Annotated in this window: 13 protein-coding genes; 7 read left to right on the forward strand and 6 right to left on the reverse strand. The window is 74.0% G+C overall.

Features of this window, described 5'->3' with window-relative positions; all coding sequences use genetic code 11:
- Positions 1-2: 2 nt before the first annotated feature.
- Together OG689_RS33135 and OG689_RS33140 are read left to right on the forward strand one after the other, a co-directional pair.
- The gene (locus OG689_RS33135; protein WP_266327624.1) at positions 3-1,400 is read left to right on the forward strand and encodes a gluconate:H+ symporter; all 1,398 of its coding nucleotides are present in this window, start codon (positions 3-5) and stop codon (positions 1,398-1,400) included.
- Between the two features lie 208 nt (positions 1,401-1,608).
- Positions 1,609-2,925, forward strand: a complete 1,317-nt coding sequence (locus OG689_RS33140; protein ID WP_266324515.1) for an MFS transporter — start codon at positions 1,609-1,611, stop codon at positions 2,923-2,925.
- A gap of 208 nt (positions 2,926-3,133) precedes the next feature.
- Here OG689_RS33140 and OG689_RS33145 read toward each other — a convergent pair whose 3' ends face one another.
- The 5 genes from OG689_RS33145 to mmuM form a co-directional block, all read right to left on the reverse strand.
- Complete coding sequence (locus OG689_RS33145; protein WP_266324516.1) at positions 3,134-4,729, reverse strand: glycerol-3-phosphate dehydrogenase/oxidase; 1,596 nt, start codon at positions 4,727-4,729, stop codon at positions 3,134-3,136.
- A 250-nt stretch (positions 4,730-4,979) separates the two neighbouring features.
- Complete coding sequence (gene glpK, locus OG689_RS33150) at positions 4,980-6,515, reverse strand: glycerol kinase GlpK (protein ID WP_266324517.1); 1,536 nt, start codon at positions 6,513-6,515, stop codon at positions 4,980-4,982.
- Between the two features lie 108 nt (positions 6,516-6,623).
- Complete coding sequence (locus OG689_RS33155; protein ID WP_266324518.1) at positions 6,624-7,343, reverse strand: MIP/aquaporin family protein; 720 nt, start codon at positions 7,341-7,343, stop codon at positions 6,624-6,626.
- Positions 7,344-8,036: 693 nt separating this feature from the next.
- Positions 8,037-8,801 carry an IclR family transcriptional regulator gene (locus OG689_RS33160; RefSeq protein WP_266324519.1) on the reverse strand — a complete coding sequence of 255 codons (765 nt, stop codon included), beginning with the start codon at positions 8,799-8,801 and terminating at the stop codon, positions 8,037-8,039.
- Between the two features lie 318 nt (positions 8,802-9,119).
- A complete protein-coding gene (mmuM, locus tag OG689_RS33165; protein ID WP_266324520.1) occupies positions 9,120-10,193 on the reverse strand; it encodes a homocysteine S-methyltransferase in 1,074 nt (357 codons plus the stop codon).
- Positions 10,194-10,443: 250 nt separating this feature from the next.
- Here mmuM and OG689_RS33170 point away from each other — a divergent pair, with 250 nt between their 5' ends.
- From OG689_RS33170 to OG689_RS33190, 5 genes are all read left to right on the forward strand, one after another.
- Positions 10,444-11,373, forward strand: coding sequence for an NUDIX domain-containing protein (locus OG689_RS33170; RefSeq protein WP_266324521.1), 930 nt, complete (start codon positions 10,444-10,446; stop codon positions 11,371-11,373).
- Positions 11,370-12,473: a molecular chaperone DnaJ gene (locus OG689_RS33175; protein WP_266324522.1), complete on the forward strand. Its 1,104-nt coding sequence runs from the start codon at positions 11,370-11,372 to the stop codon at positions 12,471-12,473. Before OG689_RS33170 ends, OG689_RS33175 begins: the two co-directional genes overlap by 4 nt.
- A gap of 152 nt (positions 12,474-12,625) precedes the next feature.
- On the forward strand, positions 12,626-13,618 hold the full coding sequence (locus OG689_RS33180; RefSeq protein ID WP_266324523.1) for a hypothetical protein: 993 nt from the start codon (positions 12,626-12,628) through the stop codon (positions 13,616-13,618).
- A 10-nt stretch (positions 13,619-13,628) separates the two neighbouring features.
- On the forward strand, positions 13,629-15,656 hold the full coding sequence (locus tag OG689_RS33185; RefSeq protein WP_266324524.1) for an adenylosuccinate synthetase: 2,028 nt from the start codon (positions 13,629-13,631) through the stop codon (positions 15,654-15,656).
- A 122-nt stretch (positions 15,657-15,778) separates the two neighbouring features.
- Positions 15,779-17,797, forward strand: a complete 2,019-nt coding sequence (locus OG689_RS33190) for an acetoacetate--CoA ligase (RefSeq protein ID WP_266324525.1) — start codon at positions 15,779-15,781, stop codon at positions 17,795-17,797.
- Positions 17,798-17,918: 121 nt separating this feature from the next.
- On the opposite strand, the gene ptsP is transcribed toward OG689_RS33190, so the two are convergent.
- Complete coding sequence (ptsP, locus tag OG689_RS33195) at positions 17,919-19,589, reverse strand: phosphoenolpyruvate--protein phosphotransferase (protein WP_266324526.1); 1,671 nt, start codon at positions 19,587-19,589, stop codon at positions 17,919-17,921.
- Between the last annotated feature and the right edge of the window lie 107 nt (positions 19,590-19,696).

Here is a 19,696-nt window from a genome sequence, read left to right on the forward strand (position 1 = left end):
GCCTGTCCCCCACTCTCCTCGCGGCCGCCCCCACGGCGCTCCCGCACACCAGCAGCGACGGCCGGCTGCTGCTGGCGGTGCTGCTCAGCATCGGCGCCATCGTGCTGCTGATCACCAAGCTGAAGCTGCACCCCTTCCTGGCCCTCACGATCGGCTCCGGCCTGCTCGCGGTGGTGGCCGGCGCTCCCTTCGACAAGCTGCTGACCAGCTTCGTCACCGGCTTCGGCGCCACCGTCGCCGGCGTCGGCCTGCTGATCGGCCTCGGCGCGATGCTCGGCAAGCTGCTGGCGGACTCCGGCGGGGCGAACATCATCGCCGACACCGTCCTCGCGCGCACCGGCCGCAAGGCCCTGCCGTGGGCGATGGCCCTGATCGCGGCCGTGCTCGGCCTGCCGCTGTTCTTCGAGGTCGGCGTGGTGCTGCTGATCCCGATCGTGCTGCTGGTGGCCCGCCGCGGCAACCTGCCGCTGATGCGGGTGGGCATCCCGGCACTGGCCGGCCTGTCGGTGCTGCACGGCCTGGTGCCGCCGCACCCCGGCCCGCTGGTGGCCGTCGACGCCCTGAAGGCGGACCTCGGCGTCACGCTGGCCCTCGGCCTGCTGATCGCCGTCCCCACCCTGATCGTGGCCGGTCCGCTGTTCGCCCGGGTCGCCGAGCGCTGGGTCGGCCCGCTGAGCATCCCCGAGGCGCTCTCCCCGTCCGCGACCGAGGCGAGCGAGAAGCGGGAGCACACCCCGAGCTTCGGCGCCGTCCTGGTGACGATCCTGCTCCCGGTCATCCTGATGCTCGGCAAGGCCCTGGTCGACGTGGTGATCGACGACCCCAAGGCGATGCTCCAGCGGATCTTCGACTTCATCGGCTCGCCGCTGATCGCCCTGCTCGCCGCCGTCCTGCTCGGCATGCTGACGCTCGGCCGGGCGGCCGGCTTCACCAAGGCCCGGATCTCGTCCACCGTCGAGAAGTCGCTCGGCCCGATCGCCGGCATCGTCTTCATCGTCGGCGCCGGCGGCGGCTTCAAGCAGACCCTGATCGACGTCGGGGTCGGCAACGCCGTCAGCGAGTGGTCGAGCAAGTGGCACATCTCGGCCCTGCTGCTGGGCTGGCTGATCGCCGTCCTGATCCGCCTGGCCACCGGCTCGGCGACCGTCGCCACCATCACGGCGGCGGGCATCGTGGCCCCGCTGGCGGCCGACATGTCGACCAGCCACGCCTCGCTGCTGGTCCTGGCGATCGGCGCCGGGTCGCTGTTCTTCTCGCACGTCAACGACGCCGGCTTCTGGCTGGTCAAGGAGTACTTCGGGATGAGCGTCGGCCAGACGCTGAAGTCCTGGTCGGTGATGGAGACCGTGATCTCGGTCGTCGCGATCGCGCTGATCATGCCGCTCAGCCTGGTGATCTAGCCGACCCGGCGAACCCGGGGCCGGCCGTACGGCGCACGGCGCGAGGAGGGCGGTACCCGACACCCGGGTGCCGCCCCCCGCCGTTCCCGGCCGAGCGGCAAACCCGGGGAGGCCCGGCCGGCGCGGGCCCGGGAAAACCCGGGCGACAGCGGGCGGCGGGATCCCTAGCATCGGGCTGCCCCCAGTCCCCGCTGCCGATCGGTTCACCATGAAGGCCCTGCTCCCCGCGGTCCTGCGCGAGGAACCGCAGTTCGCCCGCCTGTTCGCCGGGCAGTCGCTGTCCGTACTGGGGGACCGGGTGTCCTTCGTCGCGGTGCCCTTCGCGGTACTGGCCGTCGGCGGATCCGCCTCCGACGTCGGCCTGGTGGCGGCCGCGGCGCTCGTTCCCATGCTCCTCTTCACCCTGGTCGGCGGGGTGTGGGCGGACCGCTTCCGCCGCCACCGGATCATGCTCGCCTCCGACCTGGCGCGGTTCGCCGTGCAGGGCACGGCGGCCGGACTGCTGCTGGCCGGCGCCGCCGGAGTGCCGGAACTGGCCCTGCTGATGCTGCTGTTCGGCACGGCGGACGCCTTCTTCATGCCCGCCTCCACCGGGCTGCTCCCGCTGGTTGTGGCGCCCGAACGGCTGCGCGAGGCCAACGCGTTGCGCGGACTCGTGCAGTCCGCGGGCCTGGTGGTGGGGCCGGCCGTGGCCGGCGTCCTGGTGGCGCTGGCCGGCCCGGGCGGGGCGCTGGCCTTCGACGCCCTGACCTTCGCGGCCAGTGCGGCCTTCCTGCTGCGGCTGCGGCCGCGGGAGAAGGCGGCTTCCGGTGGCGCGGGCGGCACCTTCCTCGGTGAACTGCGGGCCGGCTGGGCGCAGGTGCGGTCGCGGACCTGGGTCTGGACCGGGATGGCGGCGATGGCGGTCTACCACGTGGTGGTCCTGCCCTCGGTGTTCGTCCTCGGGCCGGTCATCGCCGACCGCGAGTGGGGCGGCGCCGCGAGCTGGTCCCTGGTGACGGCGGCGTTCGGGGTGGGTGCCGTCCTGGGCGACGTCTGCGCGTACCGCCTGAGACCGACCCGCCCGATGGCGCTGGCGGCCGCCGCCCTGGCGGTTGCCTCCTGCCAGGCGCTGATCATCGGCTCCGGCGGCCCGGTCGTCCTGATCGCCGCCCTCGAAGCGGTCACCGGGGTGGGCGTGTCCCTCTTCTTCGTCCTCTGGGAGACCTCGCTGCAGACGCACGTCCCGGAGGACTCCCTCTCCCGGGTCAGCTCCTACGACCACCTGCTGTCGGCCGGTCTGATGCCGCTCGGCCTCGTCCTGGCGGGCCCGGTCTCCGCCGCCCTCGGGCTCCGGCCGACCCTGTACGCGATGACGGTGCTCGGCGTTCCCGCCGCCCTCGCGCTGCTCTGCCTCCCGTCCGTCCGGCAGCTGCCGGCGGACCGCCCGGTCACCGGCGGGTCCGGACGTCCGCCCGCCGGCGCCCGGCTGCCCGACCTCGCCGACGACCCGGCCCGCGACCGAGGCCAGGACGTGCCGGCCTGAGAGGTCGGTCGGCAGCTGATCAGCGGACAGCCGGTCGGTCCCCGGCGGCAAGGTGACGGACCGCAGGCGCGACGACCCCGGTCGCTCGGCGTCGCGGACGCGTCGTGCTGCTCCAGGACCGGCTCCGGTGCGGGTCGTGCCGGCGACGCCGAAGGGCGGGCACCCCCTTCCCCGGGGTGCCCGCCCTTCGGCGTCCGTCTGCTACGGCCTACTTCTCGCCGCGCTTCGCCAGGAAGGCCTCGACCTCCTGCTCGATCTCCGGCGTGGCCAGCCCGCGCACGGTCATCGTGGTGCGGCGGCGCAGCACGTCGTCCGTGGTGTACGCCCACTCGTTGTCGGCGGCGTACGCGACCTGGGCCCAGACGTCCGGGCCGTCCGGGTGGATCGGCCGGCCCAGCTCGGGGTTCTCGTCGATCATGCGGGCGATGTCGAAGGAGAGCGTGCCGTAATGGCTGGCCAGGTGCTTGGCGACCAGCGGCTCCATCCGGGAGCCGGGCTCGCGGTCGATCAGCAGGCGGTGCGCCACCGCGTTGGGTGCGCCGACGCCGGGCAGCGGCACGGTGTTGGCGATCGGCGACATGTCCTCGCCGAGGGTGGTGCCGGGGACGTGGGCGAGCTTCTCCAGCACGGTCCGGCCGATGTGCCGGTAGGTGGTCCACTTGCCGCCGGCCACCGAGAGCATGCCGCCCCGGCCCTCGGTCACCACGGTCTCGCGCTTGGCGGCGGACGTGTCGCCGGGGCCGCCGGGGAGGACCCGCAGACCGGCGAAGGCGTAGGTGATCAGGTCGCGGTCGATGTGCTCGTCCCGGATCGCGTGGCCGGCCTCGCCCATGATCTGGTCGATGTCGGCCTCGGTGGCGCGGACGTCCTGGGGGTCCCCGGTGTACTCCTCGTCGGTGGTGCCGAGCAGGACGTGGTCCTCCCACGGGATGGCGAACGAGACGCGGTACTTGTCGATCGGGATGGTCAGCGCGGCGCGCCACGGCGAGCGGCGCTTGACCACCACGTGCGCGCCCTTGGAGAGCCGGATGCTGGGCGCGGCGCCCGCGTCCTCCATCGTGCGCAGGTGGTCGACCCAGGGGCCGGTGGCGTTGAGCACCAGGCGGGCGCTGACGCCGAACTCGGTGCCGTCCAGCCGGTCCTTCAGCTCGGCGCCGGTGACCCGGCCGCCGGTGAAGCGCAGGCCGGTGACCTGGGCGTGGTTGAGCACCACGGCGCCGGCGTCGACGGCCGCGCGGACGGTCATCACGGCGACCCGCGAGTCGTTCATCTGGTGGTCGCCGTAGACCGCGACCGAGCGCAGGCCCTCGGTGCGCAGGGCGGGCACCTGCTGGGCGGCGTGCGCGGCGGTGGAGACCCGGCCCATGCCGTCGCGGAAGGCGGACAGCGCGGAGTAGAGGAAGACGCCCGCGCCGAGCTTGGTCGCGCCGTGCGGGCCGCCCTTGTAGACGGGGACGAAGAAGGTCAGCGGGTTGACCAGGTGCGGGGCCACGTCGGTGGCGAGGACCCGGCGCTCCTTGTGGTTCTCGGCGACGAGCTTCACCGCGCCGGTCTGCAGGTAGCGCAGGCCGCCGTGGACGAGCTTGGAGGAGGCGCTGGAGGTGGCGCCGGCGAAGTCACCGGCGTCGACCATGGCGACCTTGAGGCCCGCCTGGGAGGCGGTCCACGCCACGGCGGTGCCGAGGATGCCGCCCCCGATCACCAGCAGGTCGTAGGTCGCCTTGCCCAGCAGCTCGCGGGTCTCGGCGCGGGAGGCGGTGTGGCCGGCGGTGCGCTCGGCACCCAGGGTCGGGATGGTTGCCATGGTGTTGTTTACGGCGTCCGGTGCGGGCGGCGCGCCGTTTCTCCTCTCGGTGTGCGGTCCGGCCTCGCGGGAGGCCGGGCGGGCCCTGGTCGTGGCCCGGGAACAGCAGGGCCGGTCGTGGCCCGATGGTGCCGCGGGCCGGTCGCGGCCCGCTGGTGCGGTGGTGCGGTGTGCGGTGTGCGGGCTCCGGTCGTGGCCCGGGAAACGCAAGGTGCCGGTCGGGGCCTGGGCGGCCCCGACCGGCCGGCGGTCAGCTCTGCTCTTCCTCCTCCACCCAGCCCATCGTGCGCTCGACGGCCTTGAGCCACTTCTTGTACTCGCGGTCCCGGGTGGCCTCGTCCATCCGGGGAGTCCACTCGGCGGCGCGGTGCCAGTTGGCCCGCAGGGTGTCCAGGTCCGGCCAGAAGCCGACCGCGAGGCCGGCCGCGTAGGCGGCGCCCAGGGCGGTGGTCTCGGCCACGTACGGGCGCTCGACCGGGGCGTCCAGGACGTCGGCGATGTTCTGCATGAGCAGGTTGTTGGAGGTCATGCCGCCGTCGACCTTGAGGGCCGTCAGCGTGACGCCGGAGTCCTTCTCCATCGCGTCGACGACCTCGCGGGTCTGCCAGGCGGTGGCCTCCAGGACGGCGCGGGCCAGGTGGCCCTTGGTGACGTACCGGGTGAGGCCGGCGATCACACCGCGGGCGTCGGAGCGCCAGTACGGGGCGAACAGGCCGGAGAAGGCCGGCACGAAGTAGGCGCCGCCGTTGTCCTCGACGGTGTTGGCGAGGGTCTCGATCTCGGCGGCGGTCGAGATGATGCCCAGCTGGTCGCGCAGCCACTGCACCAGCGAGCCGGTGACGGCGATCGAGCCTTCCAGGGCGTAGACCGGGGCCTGGTCGCCGATCCGGTAGCCGACGGTGGTCAGCAGGCCGTGGTAGGAGTTGACGATCTTCTCGCCGGTGTTCAGCAGCAGGAAGGTGCCGGTGCCGTAGGTGCTCTTGGCCTCGCCCTCGTCGAAGCAGGTCTGGCCGAACAGGGCCGCCTGCTGGTCGCCGAGTGCGGAGGCGACCGGCACGCCGTCGAGGACGCCGACCGCGGTGCCGTACACCTCGGCGGAGGAGCGGATCTCCGGCAGGACGGTCAGGGGCACGCCCATCGACTCGGCGATCTTCTCGTCCCACTCCAGGGTGGCGAGGTTCATCAGCATGGTGCGCGAGGCGTTGGTGACGTCGGTGATGTGGTGGCCGCCGTCGACGCCGCCGGTGAGGTTCCAGATCACCCAGGTGTCCATGGTGCCGAACAGGATGTCGCCGGCCTCGGCACGCTCACGCAGGCCCTCGACGTTGTCCAGCAGCCAGCGGATCTTCGGGCCGGCGAAGTAGCTGGCCAGCGGGAGGCCGGTCTCGCGGCGGAAGCGGTCCTGACCGACGTTGCGGCCCAGCTCGCGGCAGAGCGCCTCGGTGCGGGTGTCCTGCCAGACCAGCGCGTTGTGGACGGGCTCGCCGGTGTTCTTGTCCCAGAGGACGGTGGTCTCGCGCTGGTTGGTGATGCCGATCGCGCGGATGTCGTCCTTGGTCAGGCCGGCCTTCTCCAGAGCGCCGCGGACCACGGACTGGACGCGGGTCCAGATCTCGGCGGCGTCGTGCTCGACCCAGCCCGGCTGGGGGAAGATCTGCCGGTGCTCCTGCTGGTCGACGGCGACGATGCGGCCGTCCGCGCCGAAGATGATGCACCGGCTGGAGGTGGTGCCCTGGTCGATCGCGGCGATGTAGCTGCCGGACGTGGAGACGGGAGCTGCGGTCATGTCTGGGGCCTCGGCTCTGAGGAGAGGGATTGGGGGTCGGGACCACCCGGTTTGCCTGACGCTGTCTCAGTCCCCGGGGGGATGCGGCAGGCAAACCAGGTGGGTGGATCAGAACGCGACGTTGAAGAGCACGCCGGCCAGCAGGCCGCCGATGGCGGGACCGGCGACCGGGATCCAGGCGTAGCTCCAGTCCGAGCCGCCCTTGTTCGGGATCGGCAGCAGCGAGTGCACGATGCGCGGGCCGAGGTCGCGGACCGGGTTGATGGCGTAGCCGGTCGGGCCGCCGAGCGAGAGGCCGATGCCGACGACCGTGAAGGCGACGATGAGGATGCCGACGCCGGACATGCCGAGGTCCTTGTTGAGGCCCTGGGTGAGGATCGCCAGGCAGAGCACCATGGTGCCGATGATCTCGGTGAGCAGGTTCTGGATCGGGTTCCGGATCTCGGGACCGGTCGAGAAGATGCCCAGGGTCGGCTCCTCGTTGGCCTGGAACTGGCCGAGGTAGGTGGCCCAGACCAGGACGGCGCCGATCATCGCGCCGAGCAGCTGGGAGCCGAGGTAGACCGGGACCTTGCTCCAGTCGCCGGTGTCGACGGCGATGGCCAGGGTGACGGCCGGGTTCAGGTGTGCACCGGACTTCGGGGCGGACATGTAGGCGGCGATCATCACCGCGAATCCCCAGCCGAAGGTGATCGCGAGCCAGCCGGCGTTGAGGGCCTTCGACTTCTTGAGCGTGACGGCGGCGCAGACGCCACCGCCGAGGAGTATCAGGGCGGCGGTGCCGAGGGTTTCGCCGACGAAGATGTCGCCGTTGGAGAACGCGGACACAAAGACTCCTTTGTCCGTAAGGCCCGGAGCAGGTGGGGGAGGGGCACGGTGGTGGGTCACCGTGTGCGGCCGCTTCCCCGTCCCGAGGTCGCGGCCTGACGATGGTGACCGTTTGACTACGGCCACCGTTCGACAATGTCGACCGTCATGCGGAAGCTTCCCTCCCTGTTCGGGGTCGCGTCAAGGCCAGGTGACACACCTGTGACCCAGGACTCTCAGTGATCAGGAACCTTCGCCGAAGCTAACACTCAAATGGCCCAAAAACCTGACAAAACGCCAGGGTGCGGGCAGGCCGGAGCCCACCCGTGTGACGGGAGTGTGTCCAGGGGACGAAGGTGCACGGGGAACTCGGCGTGGGCGGCGGACGCCGCCGCCGGGGCACGGGCGGGCTGCCGGCGGCGGCGGGGCCGGGCAGGAGCGGGAAGGCGTACGAGGGCCGTACGAGCGGGACGTACGGGAGGCTGCGGGGTTGTACGGACGCGCCGGCGTCGACCGCGCACGGTCGGGCGGCTCGGCCGGCCTCCGGGCAGGCCGGGAAGGCCCGGGCCCGGCGGTGCGGGGGCCGGGCGTCCGGTGCTGTGGGGCCGGGTGTCGGGGTGCCTGGCGCTGCGGGGCGGTCCGGTGGTGCGCTGCTCGGTGCTGCGGTGCTGCGGTGCTGCGGTGCTGCGGTGCTGTGGTGCTGCGGTGCCCGGCTCAGAACCGCCCGGCGCCGAGGTCCCGCGAGATCGCCCGCGCGGCGCTGCGCACCGAGGCCACCAGCGAGGGCCGGACGAATCCGTCCTCGCAGACCCGCTCCACCGGGCCGCTGATGCACACCGCGCCGACCGGGTTCCGCCGCCGGTCCTGGATCAGCGCGCCGATCGAGGCGACTCCCTCCCAGGTCTCCTCGACCGCGTCCGCCCAGCCGCGCTCACGGGTCAGCGCCGCCTCGGTGTCGATGTCGGCGAGGCCGGTGAGGGTGCGTGAGGTGTAGGACTCCAGCGGCTCCTCTCCCAGCTCCCCGCGTGCCACCGGGTCGTAGGCCAGCAGCACCTTGCCCAGCGCGGTGCTGTGCAGCGGCTGCATCGAGCCGACCTCCAGCACTTGGCGGGTGTCGTCCGGACGGAAGACGTGATGCACGATCAGTACCCCCCGCTGGTGCAGGACGCCGAGGTAGACCGTCTCGCCGGCCGCCCGGGCCAGGTCGTCGGCCCAGACCAGCGCACGGGCCCGGAGCTCGTGGACGTCCAGGTAGCTCTGGCCCAGGCGCAGCAGTTCGGCGCCCAGTTGGTACTTCCCGCTCTCCGGGTCCTGCTCGACGAAGCCCTCCTGCTGCAGGGTGCGCAGGATGCCGTGCGCGGTACCCTTCGCGAGGCCCAGGGCCGTCGCGACCTCGGAGAGTCCCAGGCGGCGCTCGCCGCCGGCCAGCAGGCGCATGATCGCGGCGGCCCGGGAGAGCGACTGGATCGGGCCGGGCATTCAGTACCTCCACGGACAGGCGGTCGACATTGTCGACCGCAGTGGTAACGGCAAGAGTCTGCCAGGCCGGAGCCGTGATGTGCACCTTCCCCGGCACCGATCACCCGCCGCGGGTGGCCGTCGGTGCCGCCCGCCCCCGCCGCCCGCCCGGTGCGGAGCGGCTTCCGGCGGCCGGATCCGGCCCCTGTCCGGGGTCGTCCGTGATCCTCGGCACGGTCCGCGCGGTATCCCGGGCGGGTCACTCGGTACGGCGGGGCGGGCCCGCCCCGCCGCCGGTTCCTCAAGGGCGGCCGTGGGGGTCCGCCCGCTGCGCGTCCGCTACGGTGCGGCGGTCGGTCCCGAGGTCGGTCCCGAGGTCGGTCGCGCGGTCGGTCGGACGGTCGGCCCGGTGCCGGTCACTCCCGTGACGCGGGCCACCTCCTCCGCCAGCCCGGCGATCTCGCGGGGGCCGACCCGGCAGCAGCCGCCGACCAGCCGCGCGCCGTCCGCCAGCCACCCGGCCACCCGTCCGCTCTCCCCTCGCTGTTCCTGCTTCCGGTCGGCGGCCCGGCCGTCGGCAGTCGTCCGGGCCGCGCCGAACGTCGGCTCCCCACGCCAGTCGAGGGCGACCGGGTCCCAGCGCTCGCCGCTGTTCGGGTACACCACCACCGGCTTGCCGCTCGCCCGCGCGGCCTGCGCGACCGCCGCGTCGGCGTCCGCCGGCGAGCAGCAGTTCACGCCCACCGCGACCACCTCCTCGGCGTCGGCCGCCAGCGCGAAGGCCTCCGCCAGCGGCTGCCCGGCCCTGGTCCGGCCGCCCGCGACGCTGTACGAGAGCCAGGCCGGCAGGCCCAGCCCGCGCACCGCGCGCAGCAGGGCCCGCGCCTCGTCGGTGTCCGGGACGGTCTCCAGTGCCAGCACGTCCGGACCGGCCCCGGCCAGCACCTCCAGCCGGGGCCGGTGGAACGCCTCCAGTTCGGCCACGCTCAGCCCGTACCGGCCCCGGTACTCCGAGCCGTCCGCCAGGACCGCCCCGTACGGGCCGACCGAGGCGGCCACCCAGAGCCGCCGGTCCGGTCCGGCCCGGCGCGCCGCCGCACGCGCCAGCTCGACGCTCAACCGCAGCAGCCGCTGCGTCCCGGCCCGGTCGATGCCGCGCCGGGCGAACCCCTCGAAGCTCGCCTGGTACCCGGCGGTGATCGCGACGGTCGCCCCGGCCTCGAAGTACGCCTGATGGGCCCGGACGATCGCCTCCGGGTCGTCCGCGAGCAGCCGGGCCGACCAGAGCGCGTCCGACAGGTCGTGCCCGGCGTCGGCCAGCTCGTTGGACATCCCGCCGTCGAGCACCAGCGGACCGGCGGCGAGCGCCTCGGCGAAGCCGGGTCGGTGGCCGGCGGGGTCGGTGGCCGGCACGGGCACCTCCTCGGGACGTCGGCTGACACCTGGTGACCGGCGCCTGGCGACTGACGCCCGTCGATGCCCAGTGTCGCGCGCCCGGTGCCCGGCCGGCGCCGGCGTTCCGGGGTGCCGCCGACAGGGTCCGGCGAAATTCGCTGGCCGCTGTCATCGCCGTGCGCTACGTTGTTCTCAGTCCGAGAATGACTCGGTGCGGCGGGGGCGGGCGGGGCCGAGCGGCCTGCCCGGAGGGAGCGAGGAGCCGGCCATGTCCGAACAACAGCCGTACGACCCGGCGGCCGAGCAGGAGTGGCTGGCCTCCTACGACCCGCACGCCTACACCCCGGTCGCGGTCACGGTGGACGTGGTCGCGCTCACCCTGCGCGAGGGCAGCCTGCACGTCCTGCTGGTGGAGCGCGCCGCCCCGCCGTACCAGGGGTACTGGGCCCTGCCGGGCGGATTCCTGCGCGCCGGGCAGGAGGGGCTCGCCGAGGCCGCCGCCCGGGAGCTGGCCGAGGAGACGGGCCTGCTGGGCACCGTCGACGCCGAGGCCGCCCTCTCCCGGGTGCACCTGGAGCAGCTCGGCAGCTACGGCGCCCCGGAGCGCGACCCGAGGATGCACGTCGTCTCGGTCGCGTACCTCGCCTTCGCCCCGGATCTGCCCGACCCGCAGGCCGGTACCGACGCGGCGGCCGCCGCCTGGCACCCGGTCTCGTCGCTCGACCTCCGGCCCGCCGCCGGTCATCAGCCGGCCGGCACGCCCGCCGAAACCCACGGGGGTGGATTCGACGGGCGCGCCGGCAGCACGGCCGCGCCCGGCTCCGACGGCACCACGCCGCCGGAGCCGGACAGGCCCAGGACACCCCTGGCCTTCGACCACGCCACGATCCTCGCGGACGGACTGGACCGCGCCCGAGCCAAGATCGAGTACAGCCCGTTGGCGACGGCCTTCCTACGGCACGACTTCACCATTCCGGAGCTGCGAGCCGTCTACGAGGCGGTCTGGGACGAGAAGCTCCACCCCGGCAACTTCCACCGCAAGGTGCTGTCCGTCCCCGGCTTCGTCGAGAGCACCGGCACCACCGCCGAGCGCGGCGGCAGCCGGGGCGGCCCGCGCGCCCGCAACTACCGCTCGGGGGACGCCGGGCTGTTGCACCCCGCCCTGCTCCGCCCCGCCCACGAGGACGAGATCCGGTGAACGCCCCGCGCGCGGCCCGTCCGCCGGCCGGCCCGCGGACCTTCGCCGAGGCGCTCGCCGCCGTCGGTGCGGCCGGCGGCCCGGAGGATGTCTTCCCCGCCGATCAGACGGCGGCGGCCCGCCGCTACCGCCGGCTGGCCCGGCTGCTCCACCCGGACACCGCGCCCGCCGCCCACCGCGACGAGGCGGGCGCGGCCTTCGCCGCCCTTGCCCTGCTCTGGCAACTGCATCAGGGCGGCGGGGCGCCCACCGCCGATCCCGTCCTGACCACCACCCGCCACCTGTACCGACTGGGTCCCACCGTGGCCACCGGGGACATCACCGTCCTGCGGGCCGCCCGCTGCGAGCCCCGGCCGGCCTACCGGGGCCCCGCGCTCGACGCGGTGCTCAAAATTCCCCGTTCCGCCGCCGACAACGATCTGCTGGAGCGCGAGGCCACCGCCCTCACCCGGCTCACCACCCACGGGGACGGCCGCCACCACGCCTACGCACCCACCCTGCTGGAGAGCTTCCGCCACCACGACGAGGCCGACCCGGCCGCCGAGCCCCGCCGGGTCAACGCCCTCGTCCGGCTCGACGGGTTCCACCCGCTGACCGACGTCCACCGCGCCTACCCCGACGGGCTCGACCCGCGCGACGCTGCATGGATCTGGCGCCGGCTGCTGGTCGCCCTCGGCTACGCCCACCGTGCCGGTGTCCGCCATGGCGCGGTGCTGCCCGAGCACGTGTTGATCCACCCGGCGCAGCACGGCCTGGTCCTGGTCGACTGGTGCTACGCGAGCACCGGTGAGCCCAGCCCGGCCCCGGCCCTGGTCGAGCGACACCGAGCCTGGTACCCGCCCGAGGTGCCGGCCCGTCGGCCGGTCACCGAGGCCACCGACATCCACCTCGCGAGCCGCTGCGTGGAGCAGCTGATGGGGCCGCGGGCGCCGAAGGCGCTGCGGGCCTTCATCGCCGGCTGCACGCTCCCGTCCGAGGCCCGCCGCCCGCACGACGCTTGGCGGCTCCTCACCGAGCTGGACGATCTGCTGGAGCGGCTGTACGGTCCGCGCACCTTCCGCCCGTTCCACCTGCCACCGCGACCACCCCCGGCCGGGTAGCCCCCGCGAGCCCTGCGGGCCGTCCGCCCCCCGCCGCCGCCCCCGCCGGCCCTCCGTCCACCCTGCCCGTCCGCAGACCCGCACATCCCGAGACCCCTACGTCCGCACATCCGGACACCCGTCCGCCACACCGCGATCCGAGGAGCACAGCCATGGGCAGTGGAAGCTGGTCCACCAACGTCTACGACGCCGCCGCGCACTACCGTGCCGCCACCGGCGCCGGAGCCTTCGACTACAGCGACCGCGCCACCAGCGGCGCCCGCGACACCTGGCACCCCCACCCCTCGCTCGCCCCCAAGGGGCTGACCGTCCGCGAGAGCCGGGACTCCGCCGAGCACCCCGCCTCACTCCCCATCGCGGTCCTCTTCGACGTCACGGGCTCCATGCAGTCCGTCCCGCGCGTCCTGCAGACCAAGCTCCCCGAACTCTTCGGACTGCTGCTGCGCAAGGGGTACACCGAGCACCCGCAGATCCTGTTCGGCGCCGTCGGCGACGCCACCTGCGACCGGGTGCCGCTCCAGCTGGGCCAGTTCGAGTCCGACAACCGGATGGACGACGACCTCGGCAACATCCTGCTGGAGGGCGGTGGCGGCGGCCAGATGACCGAGTCGTACGAGCTCGCCATGTACGCCATGGCCCGGCACACCGCGCTCGACAGCGTCGAGCGCCGCGGCCGGCGGGGCTACCTCTTCCTGATCGGCGACGAGAAGCCGTACGGCAAGGTCAAGGCCCGCGAGGTGCGGGAGGTCCTGGGTGACCGGATCACCGAGGACATCCCGATCACCACCATCCTCGCGGAGCTGCGCCGGCTCTACGACGTCTACTTCATCCTTCCGGCCGGCACCGCCCACGCGGGCAGCGCCGACGTCCTGGGCACCTGGCGCAAGCTCCTCGGCCAGAACGTCATCGAGCTGGACGACCTGGACGCCGTCTGCGAGACCATCGCCCTCACCGTCGGCCTCGGCGAGGAGGCCATCGACCTGGAGGAGGGCCTGGACGACCTCGCCGACATCGGCTCCGCCTCGGCAGCCAGCGTCGGCCGGGCCCTCGGCGCCCTGGCCCGCCGCAGCACGGAGGCCGCCGTCCCCGGCACGCCGCTGCTCGACGCGGGCGACCGCGCCGCCACCGGCACGAGCCGGCTCTGACGGCGCGAGGATGAGCCACCACCCTTCGGCCGCCCACCACGGCCCCGACGGGCCCCACCGGGCCGAGGGGCCCCGGCACCTGGACGGGCGCATCCCGACCGGCGGACAGCGACCCGCCGGTCCGGCCGCCGGCCCGCCCACCGGCCCGCCCGCCGAGTTCGCCGCCGACCACCAGGCCGACCACGTGATCGTCTGCGACCTCGGCTTCGGGGACGCCGGCAAGGGCACCGTCGTCGACCGCCTCTGCCGGGGCCCCGTCGGCCCCGGCAGCCGGCCGGTGCACGCCGTCGTCCGCCACAACGGCGGTGCCCAGGCCGCCCACAACGTGGTCACCCGGGACGGCCGCCACCACACCTTCGCCCAGTTCGGCTCCGGCACCCTGGCCGGCGTCCCCACCCACCTGTCCCGCTTCATGCTGGTCGACCCGCTCGCCCTCGCCGCCGAGGCCGGCCACCTCGCGCACCTCGGCGTCCCCGACCCGCTCGCCCTGCTCACCGTCGACCGCCGGGCCCTGCTCACCACCCCGTACCACGCGGCCGCCAACCGGATCCGCGAGCAACGCCGCGGCGAGGCGCGGCACGGCTCCTGCGGCCTCGGGATCGGCGAGACCGCCCGCTACGCCCTGCTCCACCCCGAGGACGCCCCGACCGCCGCCGACTGCGCCACCCCGGCCCGGCTGCTCGCCAAGCTCACCCGTCTGCGTGAACACCTCGCCGCCGAGCTCGGCATCGACCCCACCGACCTGCCCGCCCCACCGCCCGCCGACTGCCTGCCCGCCTTCCAGGCCTTCGCCGAACGCGTACGCCAGACCGACGAGGCCCACCTCACCCGGCTGCTGCGCACCGGCCCGGTCGTCTTCGAAGGCGCCCAGGGCGTCCTGCTCGACGAATGGCACGGCTTCCACCCTTACACCACCTGGTCCACCACCACCTTCGCCAACGCCGAAACCCTGCTCGCGGAGTCCGGCGCACCCGGCGCGGCCCTGCGCCTCGGCGTTCTACGCAGCTACACCACCCGGCACGGCCCCGGCCCGCTCCCCACCGAGGACACCGCCCTCGAAATCCCCGAGCCCCACAACACCACCGGCAGCTGGCAGGGCGCCTTCCGTCTCGGCCACTTCGACGCCGTCGCCCACCGCTACGCACTGACCGCCGCCAGCGGCGCCGACGCCCTCGCCCTCACCCACCTCGACGCCCCGGCCCGCCATCCGGGCCTGCGCCTGTGCGAGTCCTACCAGCTCGACGGAGCCGTCCTGACCGACCTCACCACCGGCCGGCGCGGTGACCTCACCGCCCAGGCGCAGCTCACCGCCGCCCTGTTCCGCGCCCGCCCGGGCCGCCTCACCGACCCGGGGCCCGATCCCGATTCCTGGGCCGAGGCCATCGCCCACACCCTGCGGACACCCGTTCTGATGGAGTCCTACGGCCCGACGGCCGATCACAAACTCCTCAGGGCGCTGCCCACCCCGGCCGCTACCATCCACTCCATGACCACTCACGAAGCCGCGGCCAAGGCGACGTTCGGGCCCCACTCCCACTGCCACTGGTGCGGAACCGCCTACCCGCCCGGCACGGTGGCCTGGCCCCGGACGTGCACCGGCTGCGCCGAGATCAGCTACCGCAACCCGTTGCCCGTCGTGGTCACCCTGCTGCCGGTCGACCTCCCGGGCGGGGAGCGCCAACTGGTCGTCATCCGTCGCACCATCGAGCCGGGCTACGGCCGGCTCGCCTTCCCCGGCGGCTACATCGACTACGGCGAGAGCTGGCAGCAGGCCTGCGTCCGCGAGCTGCGCGAGGAGACCGGCATCGAGGCGGAGGCCTCCGACATCATCCTGGTGTCCACCGACTCCGACGCCTCCGGCGGCTTCCTCTGCCTCTTCGGCCTGCTGCCCGCCCGCGATCTCGCGGACCTCCCACTCTCCGTGCCCACCGACGAGACCGAAGGCTGGGAGCTCGCCACCGCCGGCACCGAGCTCGCCTTCCCCTTCCACACCCGGGTCTCGAACTCCTGGTTCACCGGGGAGTATGCGCACCTCTGACCCGCCGGCCCGGCCCTGGCGCCGGCGACGATCACGTGGCAGGGTCTGCACCGTCAGCGCCACCCGGACGGGCTCTGCCACCAGCACTCCCGTCCCCATCCTTCGGCCGGGAGACCACCACCGTGAGCACCCCACCCCAGGAGCAGCCGCTCTGGCGGCCCAACCCCGCAAGCGCCGCCGCCACCAAGATCGTCGCTTTCCAGAAGTGGGCCGCCGAACACCACGGCGCCCCCGCCGCCCCGCTCGCCCCCTGCACCGACGACGAACAGGCGGCCGCCCGCTACACCGACCTGCACGCCTGGTCCACCGCCGACCTCGACCGCTTCTGGACGGCCGTCACCGAGTGGTTCGACGTCCGCTTCTCCACCGCGCCCGACGCCGTCCTCGCCGACCCCGCGATGCCCGGTGCCCGTTGGTTCCCCGGCGCCCGCCTCAACTACGCCGAGCACGCGCTCCGCTTCGGCGAGGAGCCGGCCAACGCCGACAAGCCGGCCATCCTCCACCTGGACGAGACCACCGACCGGCCGCTCACCCTCACCTGGTCGGACCTGCGCCGCCAGGTCGGCTCGCTCGCCGCGGCGCTCCGCGCCCAGGGGGTCGGCCCGGGTGACCGGGTCGGCGCCTACCTGCCCAACATCCCGCAGGCCGTGGTGGCCCTCCTCGCCACCGCCTCGGTGGGCGCCGTCTGGACGTCCTGTGCGCCCGACTTCGGCGCCCGTAGCGTCCTGGACCGCCTCCAGCAGATCGAACCGGCGGTCCTTTTCGCCGTCGACGGCTACCACTACGGCGGCAAGGACCACGACCGGACGGACGTCGTCGCCGAGCTGCGCCGGGAGCTCCCCACCCTGCGCGCGGTCGTGCACGTCCCGCTGCTCGGCGGCTCGGCCCCCGAGGGCGCCCTGCACTGGGACGACCTGGTCGCCGCCGACGCCGAGCCGGTCTTCGAGCAGGTCCCGTTCGACCACCCGCTCTGGGTGCTGTACTCCTCGGGCACCACGGGCCTGCCGAAGGCCATCGTCCAGAGCCAGGGCGGGATCCTGGTCGAGCACCTCAAGCAGGCCGCCCTGCACCTCGACCTCGGGCCGGAGGACCGCTTCCTCTGGTACACCTCCACCGGCTGGATGATGTGGAACTTCCTCGTCGCCGGCCTCCTGGTCGGGTCCACCGTCGTCACCTACGACGGCAGCCCCGGCCACCCCGACACCGGCGCCTTCTGGTCGGTCGCCGCCCGCACCGGGGCCACCGTCCTCGGCACCTCCGCCGCGTACGTGATGGCCGGCCGCAAGGCCGAGCTGCACCCGGGCCGCGACCTCGACCTGTCCGCCGTCCGGTGCATCGGCACCACCGGCTCGCCGCTCCCGCCGGACGGCTTCCGCTGGATCTACCAGGAGGTGAAGGAGGACGTCTGGCTCGCCTCGGTCAGCGGCGGCACCGACGTCTGCAGCTGCTTCGTCGGCGGCGTCCCCACCCTCCCGGTCCACCTCGGCGAGATCCAGGCCCCCTGCCTGGGCGCGGCCGTCGAGTCCTGGGACGTCCAGGGCCGCCCGCTGACGGACGCGGTCGGCGAGCTGGTCGTCACCAAGCCGCTGCCGTCCATGCCCACCGGGTTCTGGAACGACCCGGACGGCGAGCGCTACCGGGACAGCTACTTCGACATGTACCCGGGCACCTGGCGCCACGGGGACTGGATCACCGTCACCTCGCGCGGCACCGTGGTCATCCACGGCCGGTCGGACTCCACCCTCAACCGCCAGGGCGTCCGGATGGGCTCCTCCGACATCTACGAGGTGGTCGAACGCCTCCCGGAGGTCGCCGAGTCGCTGGTCATCGGCCTGGAGGAGCCGGACGGCGGTTACTGGATGCCGCTCTTCGTGGTCCTCGCGCCGGGCGCCGCCCTGGACGACGACCTGCGCGGCCGGATCCGCACCTCGCTGCGCGAACAGCTCTCCCCGCGCCACGTCCCGGACGAGGTCATCGCCGTCACCGGCCTGCCGCACACCCTGACCGGCAAGCGGATCGAGGTCCCGGTGAAGCGCCTGCTCTCCGGCACCCCGCTGGAGCGGGCCGTCAACCCCGGCTCGGTCGACAACCTGGAGCACCTGCGCTTCTTCGAGCGGCTCGGCCAGGACCGCCGGGCCTGAGCGCCCGGCCGCCCGTCGCCCGTCCTGCCTGCTGTACGCGGACGCACCCGTGAGAAGGAGGAGGGGCGCCGCCACCGTTGCCCGGTGGCGGCGCCCCTCCTCCTGCGGTTCCGCGTCCTGGCTACTCGCCGGACAGTACCTGGTGCGCGGCGGCCCGCGCCTCGTCGGCGGTGTCGGTCGCCCTGGCGGCCTCGGCTGCCCGCTTGCACTGCGCCAGCGTGTACCTGGCGAGCGCCGTGCGCACGTAGGGGATGGACGCCGCGCCCATCGACAGGCTGGTCACCCCGAGCCCGGTGAGCACGCAGGCGAGCATCGGGTCGGCGGCCGCCTCACCGCAGACCCCGCAGCTCTTGCCGGCGGCCTTCGCCGCCTCGGCGGAGAACGCGACCAGGTCCAGCAGGGCCGGCTGCCACGGGTCCTGCAGCCGCGCGAGCGCCCCGACCTGCCGGTCCGCCGCGAAGGTGTACTGCGCGAGGTCGTTGGTCCCCAGCGACAGGAACTCCACCTCCTGCAGGATCGAGCGTGCCCGCAGGGCGGCCGACGGGATTTCCACCATCGCGCCGAACTTCGCCTGCAGCCCCGCCTCACGACAGGCGTCCGCGAAGGCCTTGGCGTCCACCCGGTCGGCCACCATCGGGGCCATCACCTCCAGGTGGACGGGCAGACCCTCGGCCGCCTTCGCGAGCGCCCGCAGCTGGGTCTGCATGACCTCGGGGTTCTCCAGCAGCGTCCGCAAGCCCCGCACGCCCAGCGCCGGGTTCGGCTCGTCGGCCGGCGTGAGGAAGTCCAGTGGTTTGTCGGCGCCCGCGTCCAGCGCCCGGACGACCACCCGGCCCTCCGGGAACGCCTCCAGCACCTTCCGGTACGCCTCGATCTGCTTCTCCTCGGTCGGCGCCTTCGCCGAGTCGTCGAGGAAGAGGAACTCGGTCCGGAACAGGCCCACGCCCTCGGCGCCGTTCTCCAGCGCCGCCGGCAGGTCCGCGGGACCGCCCACGTTCGCCAGCAGCGGCACCCGGTGCCCGTCCGAGGTCTGCCCGGGCCCGGAGGAGGCGGACAGTGCGGCCTTGCGCTCGGCGGCGACCCGCCGCAGCTCGTCCTGCTTCTCCTGGCTCGGCTCCACCAGCACGTCACCGGTGCTGCCGTCGACGGCCACCACGACGCCCTCGGCGAGATCGGTCGCCCCGGGCAGTGCCACCACGGCCGGCACGCCCATCGCCCGCGCGAGGATGGCGCTGTGGCTGGTGGGCCCGCCCTCCTCGGTCACGAAGCCGAGCACCAGGGTCGGGTCGAGCAGCGCCGTGTCGGCCGGCGCGAGATCCCGCGCGAACAGCACATACGGCTCGTCGCTGTCCGGCACACCGGGCATCGGCACGCCCAGCAGCCGCGCCACGATCCGGTTCCGTACGTCGTCCAGGTCCGCCACCCGGCCGGCCAGGTACTCGCCGGCGGCGGCCAGCAGCGCCCGGTACGCCGCGAACGCGTCGTAGACACCGCGCTCGGCGCTGCTGCCCACGGTGATCCGGCGCCGGACGTCGGCCATCAGCTCCGGGTCCTGGGCCATCAGGGCCTGCGCCTCCAGCACGGCCTGCGCCTCGCCGCCGGCCAGGTTGCCGCGGGCGATCAGATCGGCGGCCACCGCGTCGACGGCGGCCTGCGCGCGGGCCTGCTCGCGCGGCGCGTCCTCGGTCGGGATCTGGGTCGCGGGGGGTTCGAGGACGGCCGTCCCCATGTGCCGCACCTGGCCGATGGCGACTCCGTGGCTGACACCCACGCCGCGCAGGGTCTGCTGCATGTCCAAATTCCTTTCACCCGGTCCAGTACGGACCGCTGCGCTCGGCCGGTCCTTCACCGCCGGGCAGGGCGTGTCCCTCATGAGTCAGTTCGGCGTCCGGCCCCCCG

Origin of the sequence: Kitasatospora sp. NBC_00240, from assembly GCF_026342405.1 — a bacterium.
GTDB lineage: Bacteria > Actinomycetota > Actinomycetes > Streptomycetales > Streptomycetaceae > Kitasatospora.